The sequence below is a fragment of the Chitinolyticbacter meiyuanensis genome (genome assembly GCF_008033135.1).
Taxonomy (GTDB): domain Bacteria; phylum Pseudomonadota; class Gammaproteobacteria; order Burkholderiales; family Chitinibacteraceae; genus Chitinolyticbacter; species Chitinolyticbacter meiyuanensis.
On record NZ_CP041335.1, the window covers coordinates 1,671,614 to 1,690,519 of the forward strand.

Consider the following 18,906-nt stretch of genomic DNA (forward strand, 5'->3'; position numbering starts at 1 on the left):
GCAATGAAGCTGGATCGCATGCTGGCCACCCTGCTGCTGGGGTTGGCTGCTGCTGGCGGCTGCCGGGCGGGAGAGGCCCTGGTGGTCGCGACCTATCCCAACCTCGATCGCGTGGTCAGGTTGGTCGAGCCTGTCTGGCGCCAGCGTCATCCGGATGTCCCGATCAAACTGGTGGCTCGCAGCTATGCCGACCACCACACTGCCATGACCACGGCGCTTGCCGCCGGCAGTGGCCTGCCGGACCTGATGGCGATCGAGGTGAGCTACGTGGCGCGGTTCGCCGCATCGGGGGCGTTGACTGATCTCAATGCGCCGCCGTTTTCCGCCGAGCGCTGGCGCGACGACTATCCCCGTTATGCCTGGGCTCAGGCGAGCTCGGGCAAGCGACTGGCCGCGTTGCCGGTCGACATCGGTCCCGGCACGCTGTTCTACCGGCAGGACCTGCTCGCTGCTGCCGGGGTGAAGGACGACGCGCTATCTCGCTCGTGGGAGAGCTACCTCGACGCGGGCCGCAAGCTCAAGGCGCGCAGCGTCTACCTGATGGCGCACGCGCGCGATCTGAAGGATCTCTACCTGCGGGCCAACCTCAAGGATGGCGAGGGCGTGTATTTCGACGGTGCCGGCAAGCCGCAGGTGCGTTCGCCGCGTTTCGAGAAAGCGTTCGAGCTGGCGCTCACCGCACGCAAGGCCGGGCTCGACGCGCGACTAGGCGCCTACAGCACCGCCTGGGGCGACGCGATCCGCAAGGGGCGCATCGCCACCCAAGCCAGCGGCAGCTGGATGGCCGGGCACCTGGAAACCTGGCTCGCGCCGCAGACACGCGGCCTGTGGCGGGTGACCGCGATGCCGGCGGGCGCGCACGCCACCTGGGGGGGCTCGTTCTACGCCATCCCGCAGGCCAGCAAGCAAAAGGCGCTGGCCTGGGAGCTGCTGCAACTCCTGGCCCACGACAGGGATACCCAGCTGGCCGCGCTGAAGAACAAGGAAGTGAACGCGTTCCCGGCGCTGATCGCTGCGCAGGATGACCCGCTGTTCGCTTCGCCAGTCGAATTCCTCGGCGGACAACGCGCCTGGCTGCTGTGGCGGGCCAGCGCCAATGCTGTGCCGGCGCTGGCGGCGAACCGCAACGACGCGCTGGCCGAGGAGATCGTCAACAACGAGCTCGATGCAGTGCTGCTGCAGGGCAAATCGATCGCCACCGCGCTTGCCGATGCCGAGCGCCAGATCGTGCGCCGGGCGCGGCGCTGACGCGACATGAACGCGCCGCGCTGCTCGCTGGCGCCCTATGCCTTTCTGGCACCGTTCTTCGCGTTGTTCGCGGGTTTCGTGCTGTTGCCATTGGCCAGCACGGCGGGGCTGTCGTTGTTCCGCTGGAACCCAACGGAGGGCTGGCAAGCGCTTACCTTCGTCGGCTTCGAGAACTATGCCTTCGTGCTGGACGACCCGTGGTTCTGGCACACGCTGCGTACCAGCGCCTGGCTGACCCTGGTGGGCGGCCTGCCACAGCACCTCTTGGCGCTGCCGCTGGCTTGGTTGGTGTGGCGCCACGCCGGGCGTGGCCAGGCGCTGGTGTCCGGCATTTATTTCCTGCCTTTCGTGACCTCCAGCGTGGCGGTCGCGCTGGCGTTCTCCACGTTGTTCGCCAGCGATACCGGCCTTGCCAACCAGCTGCTGGCCACGCTGCGCGGCTGGCCGGGGCTCAGCCTATTGCTGCCTGCCGAGGCCGTGCACTGGCTGTCCGAGCCTGATGCCGCGCGCTGGGTGGTGGCCATGCTGATGTTCTGGCGCTACCTCGGCTGGAACCTGGTGCTTTACTTGGCTGCGCTGCAGGTATTGCCGGAAGACGGCTTCGAGGCCGCCACGCTCGATGGGGCCAGCGGCTGGCAGCAGTTTCGCCATATCGCGCTGCCGCAGCTGCGGCCGACCATCGCCTTCGCGGTGACGCTGACCTGGATCGGTGGGCTGCAGCTCTTTGACGAGCCATTGATCCTGGCGCAGGACGGCCGGGCGGGTGCGGCGCAGACCACGGCGATCTACGTGTACCGCAACGCTTTCGAATACGGCGATTTCGGCGCGGCTGCAGCGATGGCCTGGCTGCTGCTGGCGCTGATCGCAGTTGGCGCCGCGCTGCTGTTGTGGCTGTTGCGCACACGGGAACCCGCATGAAGCGGCTGCTTGCCTGGGGCCTGATCGGTGCCGGCGCGCTCACCATGCTGGCGCCGTTCTGGCTGATGCTGGTGTATGCCAGCCATGGCAAGGGTGCACTGTTCGACGCGATGCCACCGCTGTGGTTCGGCGATCAAACCGGCGTGAACCTCAGCTTGCTGTTCGGCCAACTGCCGTTCTGGCGCAATCTCGCGCTGAGTTTCTATGTGGCGGCGATGAGCACAGTGCTGGCGCTGGTGCTGTGCAGCAGCGCTGGTTTTGCCTTCGCCGTCTACCGCTTTCCCGGCCGCCGGCTGCTGTTCGCCTTGGTGCTGGCTGGCATGCTGCTGCCCCCGTATATGGCGATGATCCCGAGCTATATGCTGATCGATGCGCTGGGCTGGATCGATACTCCGCGCGCGTTGTGGCTGCCGACGGCCGCCTGCGCACTGGGCGTGTTCCTGATGCGGCAATACATCGCCAGTATCGTACCGGCGAACACGCTGGATGCCGCCCGCATCGATGGCTGCAGCGAATGGCAGCTATTCCGCCACGTGGTGTTGCCGCAATGCGGCCCGGCATTGGCGACGCTGGCGCTGATCGTGTTCGTGTCGTCGTGGAACAATTTCATCATGCCGCTCACCGTGCTGCGCACGCCTGAGATGTATACGGTGCCACTGGCGCTGCGCAGCCTGCAGAACCCCACCAACACCGAATGGGGTACTGTGATGGCGGGCGCTGCACTGGCGTCGCTGCCGCTGATGCTGCTGTTCGCTTGCACCGCCCGCCGCATGATGAGCGGGATGATGGCCGGCGTGCCGCGCGACTGAGCTTGCATTGCGATGGCGCCTGCCCCATCTGCAAGCCAGCTGCAGCTCGCCTTTAAGCCCACTCGTCATCGGATCGCCGCGTGAACTACCTTGCCCATCTCTATCTCGCCGGCCCCGCAGCCGCCGACCGCGTCGGCGGGCTGATGGGCGATTTCGTGCGTGGGCTCTTGCCCGGCGTATTGCCGGCCGATCTGGCTGCTGGCGTGGCGCTGCATCGTGCCATCGATGCCTGGGCCGACACCCATCCGGCTTTCCAGGCCAGCCGTGCCCGGGTGAGCACGGCGCGGCGGCGTGTGGCCGGCATCATGGTCGACCTGTTCTACGATCATTTCCTCGCTCATGGCTGGCAGCGCCATCACGACCTGCCTTTGATCACGTTTACCGCGCTGGCTTATGCCGAGACGGCAGCACGCGCCGAGGCCCTGCCGGAACGCTTGGCGCAGCAGCTGCCGAATATGCGGCAGTACGACTGGCTGGCGTCCTACGCCGACCCGGCCAACATCGGCTACGCGCTGGATCGCATGGCGCAGCGTTTGCGCCAGCCCAACCCCTTGGTGGGGTCCGGCGAGGAGTTGCTGCGCGACTACACCGGGTTTGCCGCCGATTTCGCTGTCTTCCTGCCCGATGCCGTGCGCTTTGCCGAGGAACACCGGCGCACCCGGCCAGCTTGAGCTAACCGAGACGCGCGCTGTGCGCGGCCAGCAGCTCCCGCAGTATCGAGCGATGGCAGCGTGCCTCATCCTCGCAGTAGCAGCCCACCGAGAAATTGCTGTGTTGCGACAGTGCCGCCAGCAGTGCCAGTGTGTGCTTGTTCTCCGGTGTGGCCATTTCGGCCCGATAGTGCCGGGCGAAGGTGGCCCATTCGGCTGGCGTTTCCGCGGCCTGCGCCTGTTTCACCAACTCTGCGCTGGGCGCGAGATTGGGATACCAGACGTCATACCAGTCCTGGCTGGCGAACTCGTGCTTGGGCACGCCGCGCGGCGGCCGGCGCACAGTGCCGATGCGCAGCCCCTCGCCGGGTAGGCGCGGGCTGCCGAGACGGACGATGCGAACACTCATGCGTTGCTCCTGCAAGGGATAGGCCATCTTCGGCCGACGCCCGCCTGCTGTTCAAGCCTCGACACGACCTGTGGTCGGCTGACAGCCGCTGTGCAAGCTGGCGGCAACCTCTTTGCAATGATGCGGCATGACGATGGGTTTTCCCCCAGCGCAGGAGCGCCGTCATGCCGCACGACATCAGCTTTGCCAGCTTCAACCTCTACAACTTGCAGTTGCCTGGTCTTGCCACCCATCCTGGTGCTGCGCCGTTCACCGAGGAATCGTATGCCCGGCGGCTTGGCTGGGCAGGCGATCTGCTGAAGGCGGCGGATGCCGATGTGATCGCGTTCCAGGAGCTGTGGTCACGCCAGGCGCTGGTCGACCTGTTCGAGCGCAGCGGCCTCGCTGCCGACTACCAACTGTGCTTCATCGCCAACGACTGGTACGACATTGCGGTAGCGGCTGCCGTAAAGCGGCCGTGGGTCATCAAGGGGCAGCAGCTGCACAAGCGCTTCCCGGAAGCGTTCCGGCTGCTCAAGCGCGGCCATGGCGAGGCAGGGGCCGATACACATCGTACCGACGACGATATCGATGTGCAGATCGACATCTTCTCGCGCACCGTGCTGCAGCTCACCGTGGGCAAGGAAGAGGCGGGGGCGCCTGAACTGGACGTGTTCTGTACCCACCTCAAGTCCAAGCTGGCGACGCAGCTCGACAAGCCGGAGCAGCAGGACGACGCATTGAAGCCGCATCGCGCCGCGCTGGGCGCGGCATTGTCGACGGTGCGCCGCACGGCCGAGGCGGCTGCGCTGCGCATGATCCTCACCGGCCTGATGAAGGGCTCCGACCGCGCCGTGGCGGTGATCGGCGATTTCAACGACGGCAACCATTCCAACACGCTGTCCATCCTCACTGGCCAGCCGGCCTATCGGCAGTACTACGCACACCGTGCCGGCATCAGCAGTGATGCCGGGCTGTATTCGGCGAGCTTTCTGCAGGCGCTGGGCGATTTCCAGGACGTGGCCTACTCGCACATCCACCAGGGCGTGCGCGAGCAACTGGATCATGTGCTGGTGTCCGAGCAGTTCTATGACCATTCAAAGCACCGGCTGTGGTCATTTCACGATCAGCGCATCTGGAACGACCATGTGGTGGAGGAAGGGCCGAATGGCCCGGCACGCACTACCAGCGATCACGGCATCGTGCGGGCGCGGTTCGATTGGCAGGGACCGCAGTGAGTCATCGCGGCAAAAACAAAAAGACCGCGGCGACGCGGTCTTTTGCTAGGGGCCGCAGCCTCAGGCAGCGGCACTTGCCAGCGTATCGTTGCGGCGGCCGGTTCCGGGAATCGGTACCAGTGCGCACACCATGCCCAGCACGCTAAGGGCGGCCACGTAGTGCGCCGGGGCGAGGGCATCGGTCTTGAGCCACAGCGTCAGCATCACCGGGGTGAGGCCGCCAAAGATGGCATAGGCGACGTTGTAGCTGAAGGACAGCCCGGAGAAGCGCACCACGGCCGGGTAGGCGCGTACCAGCACGTAGGGAATCGCGCCGACGGTGCCGACGAAGAAACCGGTCAGCGCATAGCTCGCCACCAGTTGCGTCGGTGAGGTGGGCAGGTGGCCGTAGAACAGATAGCTGGTGGCAAGCAGGCCGAGGCTACCCAGGCCCAGCGTCAGCTTGCTGCCGAAGCGATCTGCCGCCATGCCGAACAGCACACAGCCGATGGTCAGCATCACGATGGCCACGCTGTTGGCCTGCAGCGCCAAGGCTGGTGCCACGGCGAACTGTTTTTGCAGATAGGTCGGCGTGAACAGGATGACGACGACGATGGCCGCCGACAGCACCCAGGTCAGCAGCATCGACAGCACCACGGCGGGCAGGTGCTTTTTCAGGATGAACTTCAGCGGCAGGCCGTCGGCCAGCGCCTTGCGCGCCTGCATCTCACGGAACACCGGCGTTTCCTCGAGAAAGCGCCGCAGGTAGACCGCGAACAGGCCGAATACCCCGCCGAGCAGGAAGGGGATGCGCCATGCCCAGTCGTGCACCTCGGTCTGGCTGAAGCTGCTGTTGATCACGGTGGCGATCAGCGAGCCTAGCAGGATGCCTGCGGTGAGCCCAGCGGTCAGCGTGCCGACGGCCAAGCCGGTATGGCGCGCCGGTACGTGCTCGGAGACGAACACCCAGGCGCCGGGCACCTCGCCACCGATGGCTGCGCCCTGCAGCACGCGGAACAGCAGCAGCAACAGCGGTGCGGCGATGCCGACGCTGGCGTAGGTGGGCAACAGGCCCATCGCCAGCGTCGGCAACGCCATCATGAAGATGGACAGCGTGAACATGCGCTTGCGACCCAACAGGTCGCCGAAGTGGGCAATGATGATGCCGCCCAGCGGCCGGGCCAGATAACCGGCGGCGAAGATGCCGAAGGTCTGCAGTTGGCGCAGCCAGTCCGGCATCTCGGGCGGAAAGAACAGCGCGCCGAGCACGGCGGCGAAGAACACGAAGACGACAAAGTCGTAGAACTCCAGCGCGCCGCCGAGTGCGGCGAGCGACAGGGTCTTGTAGTCGTTGCGATTGAGGCCGCGCGAGGCGGGTTCGAACTGGGTTTCGGCGGTCATGGCGGACTCGGCAGGTGTTGGGCAAGGCCGCGTCGGGTGCGACGTGCACGGTCGAGGCGTCAGCCAGTCCGGGTGGGAGGGCTGCAACATGCCCCCAATCGGAGCGACCCGCCTCGATCCGGTGCGGGGATGCGCGATTCTAAGGCGCGCCGCGTCTGGCGTGCCATCGGGGTAAACGTCAGCGTTGCTGAAATAGTTCAGTGGTGTAACGGCTCGGCGCCGTTCAATGGCCGAACAGCCCCTTTACCGTATCGCCGACGCCCTCGACCAGGCCGCGTACGCTCACACCCAGGCCCTCGGCAAGGCCGGCGGCCAGCCGTTGCTTCAGGTCCTCGTTTAATGTGAATTGCGGATCGTCGAGTTGGCCGGCCAGCGTGAAATCGAGCACGATGCGGCCATCGCGATTCTTCAGCGCGGCAAGCACGGCCTGGCGCGGCACACCCATGAAGCTCGCCTGCCAGCCGCGGCCCGGCGCCAGCTGCAAATCGGTCAGCGTCAGTTGGCCCGGCGCGCGCAGGTGACCGGCCTTCACGGTGCTGGCGAGCTGCAGATCCAGCGTGCCGCGCTTCACCCCGGTCTCGGAGGCCTTGATCAGATAGGGCTGCAGCGCCAGCAGGTCGACATGCTGCAGCGCGAGTTTGAGCTGAGAATCGTGGTTGGCAAACCGCATGCGGCCATCGAGTGTGAAGCGGCCATCGTGGCGTACGCCCTTGATCACGCCGGCGAGCTGCAGTGCGGTGTCGTCCGACAGCTCCGGCCAGCGCAGCGTGCCCAGCTTGGCGTCGAGCGCGTCGAAGGCCACGCGCAGCGGCTTCTTGCGCACGCTGCCGTCGAACCACTCGACCCGTGCGCCATTGAGCGCGATGCGGTCGATCAGCACTGCCACGCCAGCATTGGCGTCGCTCGCGGCGCTGGCCGTGGGGGCGGGCGGTGTATCGCGCTCCAGCAGGCTGGGCAGTAGCCGTACCTTGCCGGTGCGTTGCCGCCAGACCGACAGGTAAGCGCCGTCGACGGTGATGCTGCGGATGCGGATGCGTTCGGAAAGCAGCGTGCGCAGTTCCGGCCGCAACACGACGCGTTCGGCGGCCAGCGTCTGCGCAGCGGGCCAGCCCTCCGGTGCCTTCACGCGCAGGCCGTGGATTTCCAGCGTCGACCAGCCGAGTTCCAGGCTGGCGATCTCGGCCTCCGGCCCCAGCGCGGCCAACACCTCGGCTTGCAGTTGCTGCGTAGCGAGGCGAAAGCCCAGCATGGCCAACACGGGAAGAACGACGATCAGGAGGGCAAGGCCAATAAGCAGGCGGCGCTTCATGCGGAGGCAAACCGGACAAAACCGGCACGATAGCGCGGCGGTTCTGCTGTCACAATCTTGATTGCCCATGCGTCTTGATGTCGTTCCCCCCATTTGCGTATACCCCATGAGCGATCTCGCCACCTTCAACACCCATCGTCCCCGGCTGTGGGGTCTGGCCTACCGCATGCTCGGTATCCGGGCCGATGCCGACGACGTGCTACAGGAAGCCTGGCTGCGCTGGCGCGAAGTCGACAGTGCGGCGCTTGCTTCCAGCGAAGCCTGGCTTGTTACCGTGACCACGCGGCTGGCCATCGACCGTTTGCGGCTGCAGAAGCGCGAACGCGAGCGGTATCCCGGCCCCTGGCTGCCGGAACCTGTCACTGAGTTCGCTGCGCCGCCGGAGGCGGCGTACGAGTTCGTCAACGATGTGTCGCTGGCGTTTCTCGCGGTACTGGAGCGGCTGTCGCCGCAGGAGCGCGCGGCCTACCTGCTCTACGAAGTGTTCGACACCGGATACGACGAGATTGCCGCCATGCTGGACAAGAGCGCAGCCGCCTGTCGCCAGATCGTGCACCGGGCGCGCGAGCGGATCCAGGCCGCCAAGCCGCGCTTTGCCGTCAGCCAGGATCAGCATCGCGCGCTGCTGGCGCGCTTTGCCGCGGCAGCACAAAGCGGCACCGCCGAGCAGCTGCTGGCGGTGTTCGCCGAAGAAGCGATGCTGGTGTCGGATGGCGGCGGCAAGGCCGTTGCGGCACGTCGGCCGTTGCATGGCGCCGAGCGCCTGATGCGTTTGTTCCAGGTGCTGGCGCGGCAACGCGATGGCCAGCAGCAGCGCTTTATGATTGCCAGCTTCAATGGCGAGCCGGGCCTGCTGCATTACCTCGATGGCGTACTGGTCACCGCCTATGCGGTGGTGGGTGATGGCGAGCGTATCCACGCGCTCTACGCGGTGCGCAATCCGGACAAGCTGGCGGCACTGTCACAAGCGTGAGCGCGGGTGCGTCTTTGGTTAGGAAGGCCAGCAGTTCGCTGGCCTGCCATCCCAAGGAGCATCTCATGTCTGGACCGCGTATCGCCTACACCGATTTCGTCCCTGCCGCCTACCGTGGCCTTGCCGCCGCGAGCGAAGCCTTGAGCCACGGCGTGCTTGGCCAGCGTTTCGTCGAGCTGGTCTGGCTGCGGGTCTCGCAGATCAACGGCTGCGCCTACTGCGTTGATCGTCACGCCCGCGCGCTGTTGGCCGAGGGTGAGGATTTCCAGCGTATCAATAGCCTGGTGACCTGGCGCGAGGTCGATTTCTACACGCCACGCGAGCGGGCGGCATTCGCCTGGGCCGAGGCGGTGAATGCGCTCAATCACACGGCGATCGACGCACGCTTCGAAAGCCTGGCCGAGCATTTCGACGGCCGGGAAGTCGCCGAACTGACCGCCGCCGTGGCGCTGATGAACGCCTGGAACCGCATCGCGATTGCCGGGCATAACCCGGTGGCGCGTGCGCCGCTACAGGCGAGCTGAGCTAATCCGCAGCGTCCAGCCACTGTGCGGCGCCGTGGCAGGCATCGGCGATGCGCTGCATCAATGCGGGCGCATCGCTGATCCGTACGGAAAAGCCCAGCGCAACTGCATCGGCGTGTTCGACCTCGCCGAGCTCGGCGCCCGCTTCTTGCAGCAGCCGGCGCACCGCGCCTTCCTGGGCGTAGGGCACGCGCACTGTCAGCGCTTGGCGCGGCACGATCGCCACCTTCTCGGCGCCGATCAGCGCCTGCGCCACCGCGTCGGTATAGGCGCGGGCCAAGCCGCCCGCGCCGAGCTTTACCCCGCCGTAGTAGCGCACCACCACGGCCAGCACCTGTTCCAGATCCTGATAGCGCAGCACGTCCAGCATCGGCCGCCCAGCGGTGCCGCTGGGTTCGCCGTCGTCATTGGCGGCGGAGTGGCCACCGGCGAGCAGCGCCCAGCAGACGTGCGCTGCCTGCGGGTGCTCGGCGCGCAGCGCGGCCAGCGTCGCCTGTGCTGCGGTGCGATCCGCCATCGGCATCACCAGCCCGAGAAAGCGGCTTTTCTTGATCTCGGTATCGCTGCGGCCTGCCGCAGCCAGCGTGTATGGCATGCCTTACTTCATGCGGTTCCAGGCCGCGATCGCATCCTTGCGATTGGGCTGCGGCGCGCAGATGACGCTGCAATTGCCATTGGCGCCGAACTTGGCGCATTGCACCCATACCCGGTTGGCGCCGGCCTTGCGGATGTCGGCGGGGGCGCCGCACTTGGGGCAGCGCTGGGGCTGGATAGGCGTGGTGGTCATGGCTTGAGGTCTGTTCAGCGGTGGCGATAGGCACAGTAGCCGGGCCGTGGCCCGATCTGCGGGTGGTTGCGACAGGTATTGGGCCGCACTTCATAGATGCTGCAGCGCCGGCTCGCTGCATCCAGGTAGCGACAATCGCCGTTGGCGCGTTGCGCCAGCGTATAGATGCCGTGCTTGAAATTGAAATGGCGGATCACCCCGGCTTTCTCCAGCCGCTTGGCGATCTGCTTGGGTGCCTCGTGCTCGGCTTCGAAGGCATCGACCACACCCATGCGCACCAAGTCCGGCAGCTTCACCTCGACCGGCATCGTGCAACAGGTGGCCTGGCAGTCATTGCACAAGCCGCCGCGGTAGCGCACCCAGGTGGATAGGTCATCCAGCACCGACAGGTGCAGCAGTTTTTTGGCGGGCACGGGCATGATGTGCTTCAGGTCGCTTCGTGCTGGTGACCCAGCCAGCGGAACGTGAGGTGGCAGGTGGCGGCACCCAAGAGGCTAGGCCCGATCAGGCCCAGCAGCGGTACCAGCATCACCAGGCCGACGACGGCGCCCAGGAGCAGCATGGTCGGGCGCTGCGTCGTCACGAAGCGGCGCTGCAACGGTTCGGCCACCACGCCATCGAAGGCATCGTTCACCAGACCACGCACGTTCAGGTACGCCGTCAGCAGAATCAGTAGTGCGCCGCCGATCAGCGGGATGCACAGGCAGAGCAACGAGCCGACCAGCCATGTGCCCAGGTTGCCGGCCAAGTCGCGCAGATCGGCGCGCCAGGGGCGTTCCACCGAGGCGGCCAGCTTGGGATAGTGACTGAGCACGCGGCGCTGCACCTGGCCCATCAGCACCAGTTCCAGGATCACCCGGGCCAGCAGCAGTACGCCGACGGCGAACAGCGCTGCCAGCAGCAGCCACTGCAGCGCTGTTTCGGCGTAGCCGGCAAGCTCACTCAGGAACCCGCCCGTCGCCGGTGTCCATCCCAGCCAGCCGGGCAGGCCCAGCACCGCGAACTCGGCGACGCCTTCCAGCGCCGGTGCCAGCCAGGACCAGCCCAGGGCGTAGAGCGCGGTCATCACCAGGAAGGCGAGTGCCCAGACGCCGAGCGACAGCGTGATCAGTGCCGGGTGCAGCGCATCGCGCAGCCCGAGCAAGGCGCAATGCAGCGCTTCGGCCAGCGGGGAGGGGGAGTTTGCGCGCATGCTGCTCAGTCGGCTTCGACGATGACGAAGTCGTGCGTCACGTCGGCCGTCTTGGCCAGCATGATGGTGGCCGAGCAGTACTTCTCGGCCGACAGCTTGATCGCACGCTCCACCAGCTCGGGCTTGAGGCCACGGCCGGTGACGGTGAAGTGCAGGTGGATGCGGGTGAACACCTTGGGATCTTCCCCGGCACGATCGGCATCGACATCGACCACGCAATCGCGCACGTCCGCGCGCGACTTCTTCAGGATATGGATCACGTCGTAGGTGGAGCAGCCGGCGGCCCCCATCAGCATCATCTCCATCGGCCGCGGGCCGAGGTTGCGGCCGCCGCCTTCAGGTGGTCCATCCATCAGCACCGCGTGGCCGGATTCGGATTGGGCGAGAAAACTGACCTGTTCCACCCACTTGAGGCGCACTTTCATGGCAAGCCCTTCGATCGATTGGGAAAGCCCGCATTCTAGCGCCAGAGCGGCTTGCAACGACAATGCAGGTCACCCAGATGGCAAATTAGTGTAACGACGTTGACATAAGGGATTTTTCTTATGCTGCGATGCACAAGAAGTACTTGCTAATGCCTGGGGGCTGGCATACACTGAAGGCTCAACGTCAGGGCTTGCCTTGATGTTGTCTCCTCCATCCTCCTTCTTTGGTGGAATTCAGCGCAATCCGATCCGGGTTGCGTTTTTTTTGCTGCTGGTCGCCAGCATTCCCGCCACAACGATACGCCGATAGTGTTTGACACCCCTGGCGTCGGGCGCTAAAATCCGCGACTTTCTCGAATTCTGAATCTGGACCGAGCTGTCATGAAAACCTTTTCTGCAAAGCCGCACGAGGTAAAGCGCGAGTGGTTCGTCGTGGACGCTACCGACAAAGTGCTGGGTCGTCTCGCCGCTGAGATCGCCAAGCGCCTGCGTGGCAAGCACAAGGCCGAATATACTCCGCACGTCGATACGGGCGACTACATCGTCGTGGTCAACGCAGACAAGCTGCGCGTGACCGGCGACAAGGCCACCTCCAAGAAGTACTACCGTCACTCGGGTCACCCGGGCGGCATTTACGAGCGCACCTTCACCGAACTGCAAAACAAGTTCCCGGGTCGCGTGCTGGAAACCGCGGTCAAGGGCATGCTGCCGAAGGGCCCGCTTGGCTACGCCATGATCAAGAAGATGAAGGTGTACGCTGGTGGCGAACATCCGCATACCGCGCAACAACCTCAAACTCTGGACATCTAAGGATAGCCACCATGGTAGGCAAATATCACTACGGTACCGGCCGTCGCAAGAGCGCAGTTGCTCGCGTGTTCCTGGCCAAGGGTACGGGCAGCATCGTTGTCAACGGCAAGCCGCTTGACCAATACTTCGCTCGCGAAACCGGCCGCATGGTCGTTCGCCAGCCGCTGGAGCTCACCCAGAACCTCGAAGCGTTCGACATCCTCGTCAACGTGCAAGGTGGCGGTGAAACTGGTCAAGCCGGTGCCGTGCGTCACGGCATCACCCGTGCTCTGATCGACTACAGCGCGGACTTGAAGGGTGCTCTGAAGGCCGCTGGCCTCGTCACTCGCGATGCACGTGAAGTCGAACGTAAGAAGGTCGGTCTGCACAAGGCCCGCCGTCGCAAGCAGTTCTCCAAGCGTTAATCGGAGCTGCCCCTGCAAAAAGCCGCACTTTGGTGCGGCTTTTTGTTTTTGCATCACGCCTGGCTAGGGTGGAGCAGTCGCAATCCTTACTTGGGTGCTGCTAGAATCAGCCCCCTATGCCGCCATCCCCTGTTTAGCCACATGGTCGTGACTCTGGTTTGCTTCTTCGCCACTCGCCTTGCTTTGCCCGTTCGGAGTTTCGCGGCATGCCATTGAGGCGCCTGTACCGCTTGCAGCGGGCACGCCTGACTGCGGCGCCGTTGGTGCTGCGGCCGGCATTGGGTTGGCGTGGCAGGGTAGGACAGGCGCTGCTGTGGTTGCTGATTCTTGGTGGCATTGCCGGCGGTGCGGCGTGGTGGGCTTACCACGAGGGCGAGGCCCGCGCGTTGGGCCGCCTGAGTTCCAGCGAGGCGGATGTTGCCGACGCACACCGTCGCTTGCTGGGGTCCCGCGAGAACGAAGCGCGACTGCGGCAGCAATTGCAGGTGGCGGAGGCGGCGCGTGCATCCCTCGCGCAATCGCTCGACGCAGCTCAGCGCGATGCGGCGCAGGCGCGCGAGGCACTGGCCTTCTTCGATACCTTATTAACCAGCAACGATAGAACCGAGCCGGTCCGTTTCGTCGCCTGTGAGTTCGATCCGACCACAGACGCCGCGCATTGGCGTTACCGGGTGCTCCTGGTCCAGGGGGTCGATCGCACCGAGGAAATCAAGGGTGATCTGGTGGTGAGCATCCAGCTCCGGCAGGGCGCCGCCACGCGCAAGACGATCGATTTGCCCAAGCAGGCGATCAGCGTGCGCCACTATCGTCGGATCGAGGGCGAGGTGGCCTTGCCGTCCGATACGCGGCCGGTCGTGATGGATGTCCGCATGCAGGGCAGTTCCGGCGTACTGGCGCAATGCCAGAAGAAAATGGGAGGAGTGTGATGTTCAAGAACAAGAAAGGCAGCCAGCGCATTGACAGCCTGATCGGCAACGGCACCACGGTGACCGGCGATGTGCAGTTCGTCGGCGGCTTGCGCGTCGACGGCAACGTGGTCGGCAATGTGATCGCTGCCGACGAGAAGAACGGCACCCTGGTGGTGTCGGAGAAGGCGCAGGTCCGCGGCAAGGTCAGCTGCAGCCACCTGATCCTCAATGGCGAAATCAATGGGCCGATCACGGTGAGCCAATACGTCGAGCTGCAACCCAAGGCGCGCGTGGCCGGCGATCTCACCTACAAGACGCTGGAGATGCATCCGGGCGCGGTGATCGAAGGCCGCTTGATCCCGCTGGCAGGTGCCAGATTGGTAACGCCGGAAGTGCCCGCCGAGGAAGTGTGAATCGGCCCGCGTTGACCTCAGGTGGCGCCGCGCGCGATAATCCTAGTTGTTTAGTCAACTATTCTGAGCGGAGCGCCCCATGAACATGGCCACCGACATGCCGAGCCCCTTCCTCTTCACCGACAATGCGGCCAACAAAGTCAAGGAACTGATCGACGAAGAGGGTAATCCGGACCTCAAGCTCCGCGTGTTCGTCACCGGCGGCGGCTGCTCCGGCTTCCAGTACGGCTTCACCTTCGATGAAATCAGCAATGATGACGATACCGAGGTGAAGAAGGGCGGTGTTACGTTGCTGGTCGATCCGATGAGCTACCAGTATCTGGTTGGTGCCGAGATCGACTATGTCGAAAGCCTCGAAGGCTCGCAGTTCACCATCAAGAACCCGAATGCCCAGTCCACCTGTGGTTGTGGCTCGTCGTTCTCGGTCTGAGCGATCGGCCTCTCGGTAAAAAAAGGAAGCCAAACTGGCTTCCTTTTTTATTGCCGTTCATCGGTCGATAATGAAAGCTTCAAGATCGAGGAGTGGTCATGTTCGAATCGGCCGAGCTGGGACATCAGATTGATCGCGATACCTATCGCGAGGAAGAGGCAAAACTGCGCCAGGCCCTGTTGGCGGCCCAGTTCGAGCTCAAGCAACGCGGTGACTTTCCGGTCATCATCGTGCTCGCTGGCATGCCGGCCGCTGGCAAGGGCGAAGTAGCCAACCTGCTGCTCGAATGGCTGGATCCGCGCCATATCACCACGCTGGCGTTCGACGCGCCGAGTGACGAAGAGGCGGATCGTCCGCCGTTCTGGCGCTTCTGGCGTGCCTTGCCGGCCAAGGGCTCGCTCGGTGTGCTGTTTGGCGCTTGGTATGCCGATCCGCTGTGGCACTGGGATCACGACAGCGAGGCGGCGGTCAGCCGACGTGTCGAGCGCATCGTGCGTCTGGAAAAGATGCTGACGGACGATGGCGCGCTGGTGCTCAAGTTCTGGCTGCACCTGTCGCGCGACCGCTTGAAGAAGCGCCTGAAGGCGCTGCAGGACGATGCGCTCACGGCCTGGCGGGTCAGCAAGGAGGACAAGCAGTTCCTCAAGGACTACGACGCGCACGCGGCGCATGCCGAAACCCTGCTTACCCGTACCAGTCTGGCTGATTCGCCTTGGCGCATCGTCGAGGGCTGGGATGCGAACTATCGCGCCTTGTCGGTGGGGCGGCAGTTGCTCGACGCGATCGAACACCATCTGGCGCGTGACTCGGTCAAGCAGCGGCGGGTCGAGGCCGGGCCGTTGCTGCCCTCCGTTGATGGCGTGCGCCTGCTCGATACCTTGCAGCTCGATTCGGACCTCGGCAAGGTCGAATACCGCGAGCGGCTGGAGCGCTTGCAAGGGCGACTCAATGGCCTGACCCGCGAACCAGGCTTTGCCAAGCTCGCCGTGGTGGCGGTGTTCGAAGGCATGGATGCTGCCGGCAAAGGGGGGGCGATCCGCCGCATCACCGCGGCGCTTGATGCGCGGCGTTATCGGGTGGTGCCGATCGCCGCCCCGACCGACGAGGAGCGGGCACAGCCCTATCTCTGGCGATTCTGGCGCCATGTGCCGCGCCGCGGCCACCTCACGGTGTTTGATCGCTCCTGGTATGGCCGAGTACTGGTCGAGCGCATCGAGGGCTTTGCCAGCCAGGCCGAGTGGATGCGGGCCTACGGCGAGATCAACGATTTCGAGGCGCAGCTCGACGACGCTGGCGTCATCGTCGTGAAGTATTGGCTCGCCATCTCCGGCGAGGAGCAGTTGACGCGCTTTCAATCGCGCGAAGCCACCGAGTACAAGCGCTTCAAGATCACCGAAGAGGACTGGCGCAACCGCGACAAATGGGATGACTACGTCACGGCGGCGAGCGATATGGTCGAGCGCACCAGCACCGCCATGGCACCTTGGCATCTGATCGGCGCCAACAACAAGTATCATGCCCGTGTCCGCGTCCTCGAGATCCTGTGCGACGCCATTGAAACCCGATTGAAACGCAAGGAAAAATGATGGCCTTCCCGCTCGATGCCATGTCGCTGGACCAGTTGTTCCGCGAGGCGCGTACGCACAGCCACTGGTTCAATCAGCCGGTCAGCGACGATACGCTGCACGATCTGTACGATCTGCTCAAGTTCGGTCCCACCTCGGCCAACTCCAGCCCGGCGCGTTTCCTCTTTGTGAAGTCGGCCAAGGCCAAGGAGAAACTCAGGCCTTGTCTCGATGCCGGCAATGTCGAGAAGACCATGGCAGCGCCGGTGACCGCCATCGTCGCCTACGATCTCGAGTTCTACGACGAACTGCCGAAGCTTTTTCACAATCCCGATGCGCGCAACTGGTTCGTCGGCAAGGACAATACTGCGGCGCTGCTGCGCAACGGCAGCCTGGAAGGCGGCTATCTGATCCTGGCGGCACGGGCGCTGGGGCTCGATTGCGGGCCGATGTCGGGCTTCGATGCCGCCGCGGTCGATGCGGCCTTCTTCGCCGGCACCAGCTGGCGTTCCAATTTCCTGGTCAACCTGGGCTATGCCGACGCCAGCAAGCTGCATCCGCGCAATGCCCGCCTGCCGTTCGAGCGGGCCTGCCGTATCGCCTGATCACGCGCCCGCCAAGAGGCGCAAGGGGGAGTCATGAATGCCAAAGCGTTGCGGCCGGCGGACTGGTCGCTGTGGCGCGCGCTCGAGGACTGGCGCAGCAAGCGCCACGAGCTCGAGCCGCTGTTTGCCACCGCCGGCGTGCCGGGCGAGATCGAGACGGTAGTCAACCGCGTGCTGGTCGACCTCAAGCGCTCGCCGCCGACGCCACCGCTGGTGTCTGGCGATACCCAACGCGATGCCGAGGAGCTGGCACGCTATCACGACGGCTACTTCCGCCACTTCGAGGACAGCTTCTACAAGGTTGAGACCATGCTCGCCTTGCCGTGGGTGCCGGAAATGCAGCCGTTGGGTGGAGCGATCCGCGAAGAGCTTGCCGCGTTGCGCAGCCAGCTGCGTGAGCAGCCGGGCCGCAAGCCGGATTTCACCCGGCTCGAAGGCTTGCTGCAGCACTACTATCGGCTCGATCATCCGGAATTGCCGTTGCCGGAAGGCTTGCTCGAAGGCCGGCGGCGCACGCTGACCGAGATCGCCGGCTACCCGCTGTTGGTACAGCACGCGTTGAAGGACCCATACAGCGATGCGGTGCCGCCGCTCACCAGCGACGCGTTTCGCGATGACTTTGCCGCGCGGGTGCGCAGCTATCTCGATACCGCCTGGTTGCACAACCCGGTGGTGACCCAGTGGTACGTGGCGCTGGCGCTCGATGCCGCCCTCGCGCGCAAGAAGCGCGATTCCACCGATCACGCGCGGCTGGCCCGCTTGCTGAAGCGGCGCTGGCCCACGCTGTCGGTGCTGCTACCTGGTTTCGAGCAAGCCGACCAGGTGTGGTATCTGCTGTTGTCCGGACTGACGTTCTTCGCGCTGTTTGCCGAATGGTGGTTGCCGGCGGGGTTGCTGATCGTCTGGCTGTCGTTGTCGATCGGTGCGCACCGGCGGGAAAAGAAGGAAATCGATGCCCGCCGTGCCCACCTGGTGAACCAGGTGGTGACGATGAAGCGGGTGCGCGACCGTTTCGTCGCGGGCCTGGTGCCGCCTGACAAGCTCGCTTTCCAGCTCAGGCAGCTCGACGAGAGCGGCGAATACTACGACCCCACTGTCTACACGCTATTGGGCCTGCACAGCTACGACGAGTGAATGCCGGGTTCAGCCCGGCATGCGCACCGGCGAGCCGTCGATGAAGCACAGCAGTTCGCCGTTTTCCATACGGATCCAGTGCTCGTTGTCAGTCAACGGCTTGGTGGCAATCACGGCGACTCGATCGCGCGGCGTGGTCAAATCGGCGAAATCGATGGTGACATCGGCATCCGACAGGTGCGCGGTGGAGAACGGCGATTCGCGCACGATGTAGTGCAGATCGGTGCTGCAGTGGGCGAACAGTGCGCGGCCATCCGACAGCAGGAAATTGAAGGTGCCACCCTGCGACAACTGGCCGGCGTAGTCGGCCAGCACTTCGTAGAGCCGCGATAGCGGCGGCGGGGCATCGAAGTGTTCGCTCAGCCGGTTGAGCAGCCAGCAGAACGCCTGCTCGCTGTCGGTGGTGCCGACCGGGTGGAAGCGCCCGCCGTTGAGTACCGGCCGTTCGGTCAGGTTGCCATTGTGGGCGAACAGCCAGTAACGCCCCCACAGCTCGCGCTGGAATGGGTGGGTGTTGGCCAGCGAGACAGCGCCCTGCGTGGCCTTGCGGATATGGGCGATCACGTTGCGGCTCTGGATCGGGTAGCGCTTCACCAGCTCTGCCACTGGCGAAATGCTCGAGGGCAGGTAGTCGAGGAAGACGCGGCAACCGCCATCCTCGAAGAAGGCGATGCCCCAGCCGTCACCATGCTCGTCGGTCTCGCCACCACGGCGGCTGAAACCTTCGAACGAGAACACGATATCGGTCGGGGTGTTGCAATTCATGCCCAGCAACTGGCACATCGGTGGCGAACCT

General features: G+C 64.9%; 24 protein-coding genes. 15 read left to right on the forward strand and 9 right to left on the reverse strand.

The genetic code is table 11. The features are described from left to right. The first annotated feature begins 3 nt into the window (after positions 1 to 3). The 4 genes from FLM21_RS08125 (at position 4) to FLM21_RS08140 (ending at position 3,646) form a co-directional block, all read left to right on the forward strand. Positions 4 to 1,248, forward strand: coding sequence for an ABC transporter substrate-binding protein (locus tag FLM21_RS08125; RefSeq protein ID WP_148715095.1), 1,245 nt, complete (start codon positions 4 to 6; stop codon positions 1,246 to 1,248). 6 nt (positions 1,249 to 1,254) lie between these two features. Continuing rightward, positions 1,255 to 2,166, forward strand: coding sequence for a carbohydrate ABC transporter permease (locus FLM21_RS08130; protein ID WP_148715096.1), 912 nt, complete (start codon positions 1,255 to 1,257; stop codon positions 2,164 to 2,166). Next, positions 2,163 to 2,975, forward strand: a complete 813-nt coding sequence (locus FLM21_RS08135) for a carbohydrate ABC transporter permease (protein ID WP_148715097.1) — start codon at positions 2,163 to 2,165, stop codon at positions 2,973 to 2,975. Before FLM21_RS08130 ends, FLM21_RS08135 begins: the two co-directional genes overlap by 4 nt. Positions 2,976 to 3,055: 80 nt before the next feature. Beyond that, positions 3,056 to 3,646, forward strand: a complete 591-nt coding sequence (locus FLM21_RS08140) for an acyl carrier protein phosphodiesterase (RefSeq protein WP_148715098.1) — start codon at positions 3,056 to 3,058, stop codon at positions 3,644 to 3,646. 1 nt (position 3,647) lies between these two features. Here FLM21_RS08140 and FLM21_RS08145 read toward each other — a convergent pair whose 3' ends face one another. Next, complete coding sequence (locus tag FLM21_RS08145) at positions 3,648 to 4,034, reverse strand: DUF488 domain-containing protein (RefSeq protein ID WP_148715099.1); 387 nt, start codon at positions 4,032 to 4,034, stop codon at positions 3,648 to 3,650. A gap of 164 nt (positions 4,035 to 4,198) precedes the next feature. Between FLM21_RS08145 and FLM21_RS08150 the strand changes: the two genes are divergently transcribed. Next, the gene (locus FLM21_RS08150) at positions 4,199 to 5,251 is read left to right on the forward strand and encodes an endonuclease/exonuclease/phosphatase family protein (protein ID WP_148715100.1); all 1,053 of its coding nucleotides are present in this window, start codon (positions 4,199 to 4,201) and stop codon (positions 5,249 to 5,251) included. Between the two features lie 60 nt (positions 5,252 to 5,311). On the opposite strand, the gene FLM21_RS08155 is transcribed toward FLM21_RS08150, so the two are convergent. Together FLM21_RS08155 and FLM21_RS08160 are read right to left on the reverse strand one after the other, a co-directional pair. Then, the gene (locus FLM21_RS08155) at positions 5,312 to 6,631 is read right to left on the reverse strand and encodes an MFS transporter (protein WP_148715101.1); all 1,320 of its coding nucleotides are present in this window, start codon (positions 6,629 to 6,631) and stop codon (positions 5,312 to 5,314) included. Between the two features lie 223 nt (positions 6,632 to 6,854). Then, on the reverse strand, positions 6,855 to 7,940 hold the full coding sequence (locus FLM21_RS08160) for a DUF748 domain-containing protein (RefSeq protein WP_187360144.1): 1,086 nt from the start codon (positions 7,938 to 7,940) through the stop codon (positions 6,855 to 6,857). Between the two features lie 106 nt (positions 7,941 to 8,046). On the opposite strand from FLM21_RS08160, the gene sigJ reads away from it, so the two are divergent. Both sigJ and FLM21_RS08170 read left to right on the forward strand, forming a co-directional pair. Continuing rightward, positions 8,047 to 8,913: an RNA polymerase sigma factor SigJ gene (sigJ, locus tag FLM21_RS08165; protein WP_148715103.1), complete on the forward strand. Its 867-nt coding sequence runs from the start codon at positions 8,047 to 8,049 to the stop codon at positions 8,911 to 8,913. 65 nt (positions 8,914 to 8,978) lie between these two features. Beyond that, complete coding sequence (locus FLM21_RS08170; protein ID WP_148715104.1) at positions 8,979 to 9,437, forward strand: carboxymuconolactone decarboxylase family protein; 459 nt, start codon at positions 8,979 to 8,981, stop codon at positions 9,435 to 9,437. Position 9,438: 1 nt separating this feature from the next. Here the strand turns inward: FLM21_RS08170 and FLM21_RS08175 are convergent, their stop codons facing one another. The 5 genes from FLM21_RS08175 to FLM21_RS08195 are packed head-to-tail and all read right to left on the reverse strand — an operon-like array spanning position 9,439 to position 11,841. Further along, entirely contained in the window at positions 9,439 to 10,032 is a 594-nt protein-coding gene (locus FLM21_RS08175; protein ID WP_148715105.1) for an IMPACT family protein, read from the reverse strand. Between the two features lie 3 nt (positions 10,033 to 10,035). Continuing rightward, the gene (locus FLM21_RS08180; protein ID WP_148715106.1) at positions 10,036 to 10,224 is read right to left on the reverse strand and encodes a hypothetical protein; all 189 of its coding nucleotides are present in this window, start codon (positions 10,222 to 10,224) and stop codon (positions 10,036 to 10,038) included. Between the two features lie 14 nt (positions 10,225 to 10,238). Continuing rightward, positions 10,239 to 10,643: a YkgJ family cysteine cluster protein gene (locus FLM21_RS08185; RefSeq protein WP_148715107.1), complete on the reverse strand. Its 405-nt coding sequence runs from the start codon at positions 10,641 to 10,643 to the stop codon at positions 10,239 to 10,241. 8 nt (positions 10,644 to 10,651) lie between these two features. Beyond that, positions 10,652 to 11,416 (reverse strand): EI24 domain-containing protein, encoded by a 765-nt coding sequence (locus FLM21_RS08190; protein WP_148715108.1) that lies wholly within the window; start codon positions 11,414 to 11,416, stop codon positions 10,652 to 10,654. A 5-nt stretch (positions 11,417 to 11,421) separates the two neighbouring features. After that, complete coding sequence (locus FLM21_RS08195; protein ID WP_148715109.1) at positions 11,422 to 11,841, reverse strand: OsmC family protein; 420 nt, start codon at positions 11,839 to 11,841, stop codon at positions 11,422 to 11,424. 381 nt (positions 11,842 to 12,222) lie between these two features. Here FLM21_RS08195 and rplM point away from each other — a divergent pair, with 381 nt between their 5' ends. From rplM to FLM21_RS08235, 8 genes are all read left to right on the forward strand, one after another. Then, positions 12,223 to 12,651 (forward strand): 50S ribosomal protein L13, encoded by a 429-nt coding sequence (gene rplM / locus FLM21_RS08200; RefSeq protein ID WP_148715110.1) that lies wholly within the window; start codon positions 12,223 to 12,225, stop codon positions 12,649 to 12,651. A gap of 11 nt (positions 12,652 to 12,662) precedes the next feature. Next, positions 12,663 to 13,055 (forward strand): 30S ribosomal protein S9, encoded by a 393-nt coding sequence (gene rpsI / locus FLM21_RS08205; protein WP_148715111.1) that lies wholly within the window; start codon positions 12,663 to 12,665, stop codon positions 13,053 to 13,055. Between the two features lie 206 nt (positions 13,056 to 13,261). Further along, on the forward strand, positions 13,262 to 13,981 hold the full coding sequence (locus FLM21_RS08210; protein ID WP_148715112.1) for a DUF6776 family protein: 720 nt from the start codon (positions 13,262 to 13,264) through the stop codon (positions 13,979 to 13,981). After that, a complete protein-coding gene (locus tag FLM21_RS08215) occupies positions 13,981 to 14,376 on the forward strand; it encodes a bactofilin family protein (RefSeq protein WP_148715113.1) in 396 nt (131 codons plus the stop codon). Before FLM21_RS08210 ends, FLM21_RS08215 begins: the two co-directional genes overlap by 1 nt. 79 nt (positions 14,377 to 14,455) lie before the next feature. Then, positions 14,456 to 14,806: an iron-sulfur cluster insertion protein ErpA gene (gene erpA / locus FLM21_RS08220; protein ID WP_148715114.1), complete on the forward strand. Its 351-nt coding sequence runs from the start codon at positions 14,456 to 14,458 to the stop codon at positions 14,804 to 14,806. Positions 14,807 to 14,904: 98 nt separating this feature from the next. Next, positions 14,905 to 16,392 (forward strand): polyphosphate:AMP phosphotransferase, encoded by a 1,488-nt coding sequence (pap, locus tag FLM21_RS08225; protein ID WP_148715115.1) that lies wholly within the window; start codon positions 14,905 to 14,907, stop codon positions 16,390 to 16,392. After that, the gene (locus FLM21_RS08230) at positions 16,389 to 16,976 is read left to right on the forward strand and encodes a malonic semialdehyde reductase (protein WP_246120848.1); all 588 of its coding nucleotides are present in this window, start codon (positions 16,389 to 16,391) and stop codon (positions 16,974 to 16,976) included. The genes pap and FLM21_RS08230 overlap by 4 nt, the downstream gene beginning before the upstream one ends. A 33-nt stretch (positions 16,977 to 17,009) precedes the next feature. After that, a complete protein-coding gene (locus FLM21_RS08235) occupies positions 17,010 to 18,110 on the forward strand; it encodes a hypothetical protein (RefSeq protein WP_148715116.1) in 1,101 nt (366 codons plus the stop codon). Between the two features lie 9 nt (positions 18,111 to 18,119). Here FLM21_RS08235 and FLM21_RS08240 read toward each other — a convergent pair whose 3' ends face one another. After that, complete coding sequence (locus FLM21_RS08240; protein WP_148715117.1) at positions 18,120 to 18,893, reverse strand: class II glutamine amidotransferase; 774 nt, start codon at positions 18,891 to 18,893, stop codon at positions 18,120 to 18,122. Between the last annotated feature and the right edge of the window lie 13 nt (positions 18,894 to 18,906).

What these genes read in the sequence shown, in the direction of transcription:
- sigJ (WP_148715103.1), top strand. Translation starts at nt 8,047, where the DNA reads ATGAGCGATCTCGCCACCTTCAACACCCATCGTCCCCGGCTGTGGGGT.
- erpA (WP_148715114.1), top strand. Translation starts at nt 14,456, where the DNA reads ATGAACATGGCCACCGACATGCCGAGCCCCTTCCTCTTCACCGACAAT.
- FLM21_RS08145 (WP_148715099.1), bottom strand. Translation starts at nt 4,034, where the DNA reads ATGAGTGTTCGCATCGTCCGTCTCGGCAGCCCGCGCCTACCCGGCGAG.
- FLM21_RS08195 (WP_148715109.1), bottom strand. Translation starts at nt 11,841, where the DNA reads ATGAAAGTGCGCCTCAAGTGGGTGGAACAGGTCAGTTTTCTCGCCCAA.
- FLM21_RS08190 (WP_148715108.1), bottom strand. Translation starts at nt 11,416, where the DNA reads ATGCGCGCAAACTCCCCCTCCCCGCTGGCCGAAGCGCTGCATTGCGCC.
- FLM21_RS08175 (WP_148715105.1), bottom strand. Translation starts at nt 10,032, where the DNA reads ATGCCATACACGCTGGCTGCGGCAGGCCGCAGCGATACCGAGATCAAG.
- rpsI (WP_148715111.1), top strand. Translation starts at nt 12,663, where the DNA reads ATGGTAGGCAAATATCACTACGGTACCGGCCGTCGCAAGAGCGCAGTT.
- FLM21_RS08155 (WP_148715101.1), bottom strand. Translation starts at nt 6,631, where the DNA reads ATGACCGCCGAAACCCAGTTCGAACCCGCCTCGCGCGGCCTCAATCGC.
- FLM21_RS08170 (WP_148715104.1), top strand. Translation starts at nt 8,979, where the DNA reads ATGTCTGGACCGCGTATCGCCTACACCGATTTCGTCCCTGCCGCCTAC.
- FLM21_RS08160 (WP_187360144.1), bottom strand. Translation starts at nt 7,940, where the DNA reads ATGAAGCGCCGCCTGCTTATTGGCCTTGCCCTCCTGATCGTCGTTCTT.
- FLM21_RS08210 (WP_148715112.1), top strand. Translation starts at nt 13,262, where the DNA reads ATGCCATTGAGGCGCCTGTACCGCTTGCAGCGGGCACGCCTGACTGCG.
- FLM21_RS08185 (WP_148715107.1), bottom strand. Translation starts at nt 10,643, where the DNA reads ATGCCCGTGCCCGCCAAAAAACTGCTGCACCTGTCGGTGCTGGATGAC.
- pap (WP_148715115.1), top strand. Translation starts at nt 14,905, where the DNA reads ATGTTCGAATCGGCCGAGCTGGGACATCAGATTGATCGCGATACCTAT.
- FLM21_RS08150 (WP_148715100.1), top strand. Translation starts at nt 4,199, where the DNA reads ATGCCGCACGACATCAGCTTTGCCAGCTTCAACCTCTACAACTTGCAG.
- FLM21_RS08130 (WP_148715096.1), top strand. Translation starts at nt 1,255, where the DNA reads ATGAACGCGCCGCGCTGCTCGCTGGCGCCCTATGCCTTTCTGGCACCG.
- FLM21_RS08230 (WP_246120848.1), top strand. Translation starts at nt 16,389, where the DNA reads ATGATGGCCTTCCCGCTCGATGCCATGTCGCTGGACCAGTTGTTCCGC.
- FLM21_RS08235 (WP_148715116.1), top strand. Translation starts at nt 17,010, where the DNA reads ATGAATGCCAAAGCGTTGCGGCCGGCGGACTGGTCGCTGTGGCGCGCG.
- FLM21_RS08135 (WP_148715097.1), top strand. Translation starts at nt 2,163, where the DNA reads ATGAAGCGGCTGCTTGCCTGGGGCCTGATCGGTGCCGGCGCGCTCACC.
- FLM21_RS08240 (WP_148715117.1), bottom strand. Translation starts at nt 18,893, where the DNA reads ATGTGCCAGTTGCTGGGCATGAATTGCAACACCCCGACCGATATCGTG.
- rplM (WP_148715110.1), top strand. Translation starts at nt 12,223, where the DNA reads ATGAAAACCTTTTCTGCAAAGCCGCACGAGGTAAAGCGCGAGTGGTTC.
- FLM21_RS08180 (WP_148715106.1), bottom strand. Translation starts at nt 10,224, where the DNA reads ATGACCACCACGCCTATCCAGCCCCAGCGCTGCCCCAAGTGCGGCGCC.
- FLM21_RS08125 (WP_148715095.1), top strand. Translation starts at nt 4, where the DNA reads ATGAAGCTGGATCGCATGCTGGCCACCCTGCTGCTGGGGTTGGCTGCT.
- FLM21_RS08215 (WP_148715113.1), top strand. Translation starts at nt 13,981, where the DNA reads ATGTTCAAGAACAAGAAAGGCAGCCAGCGCATTGACAGCCTGATCGGC.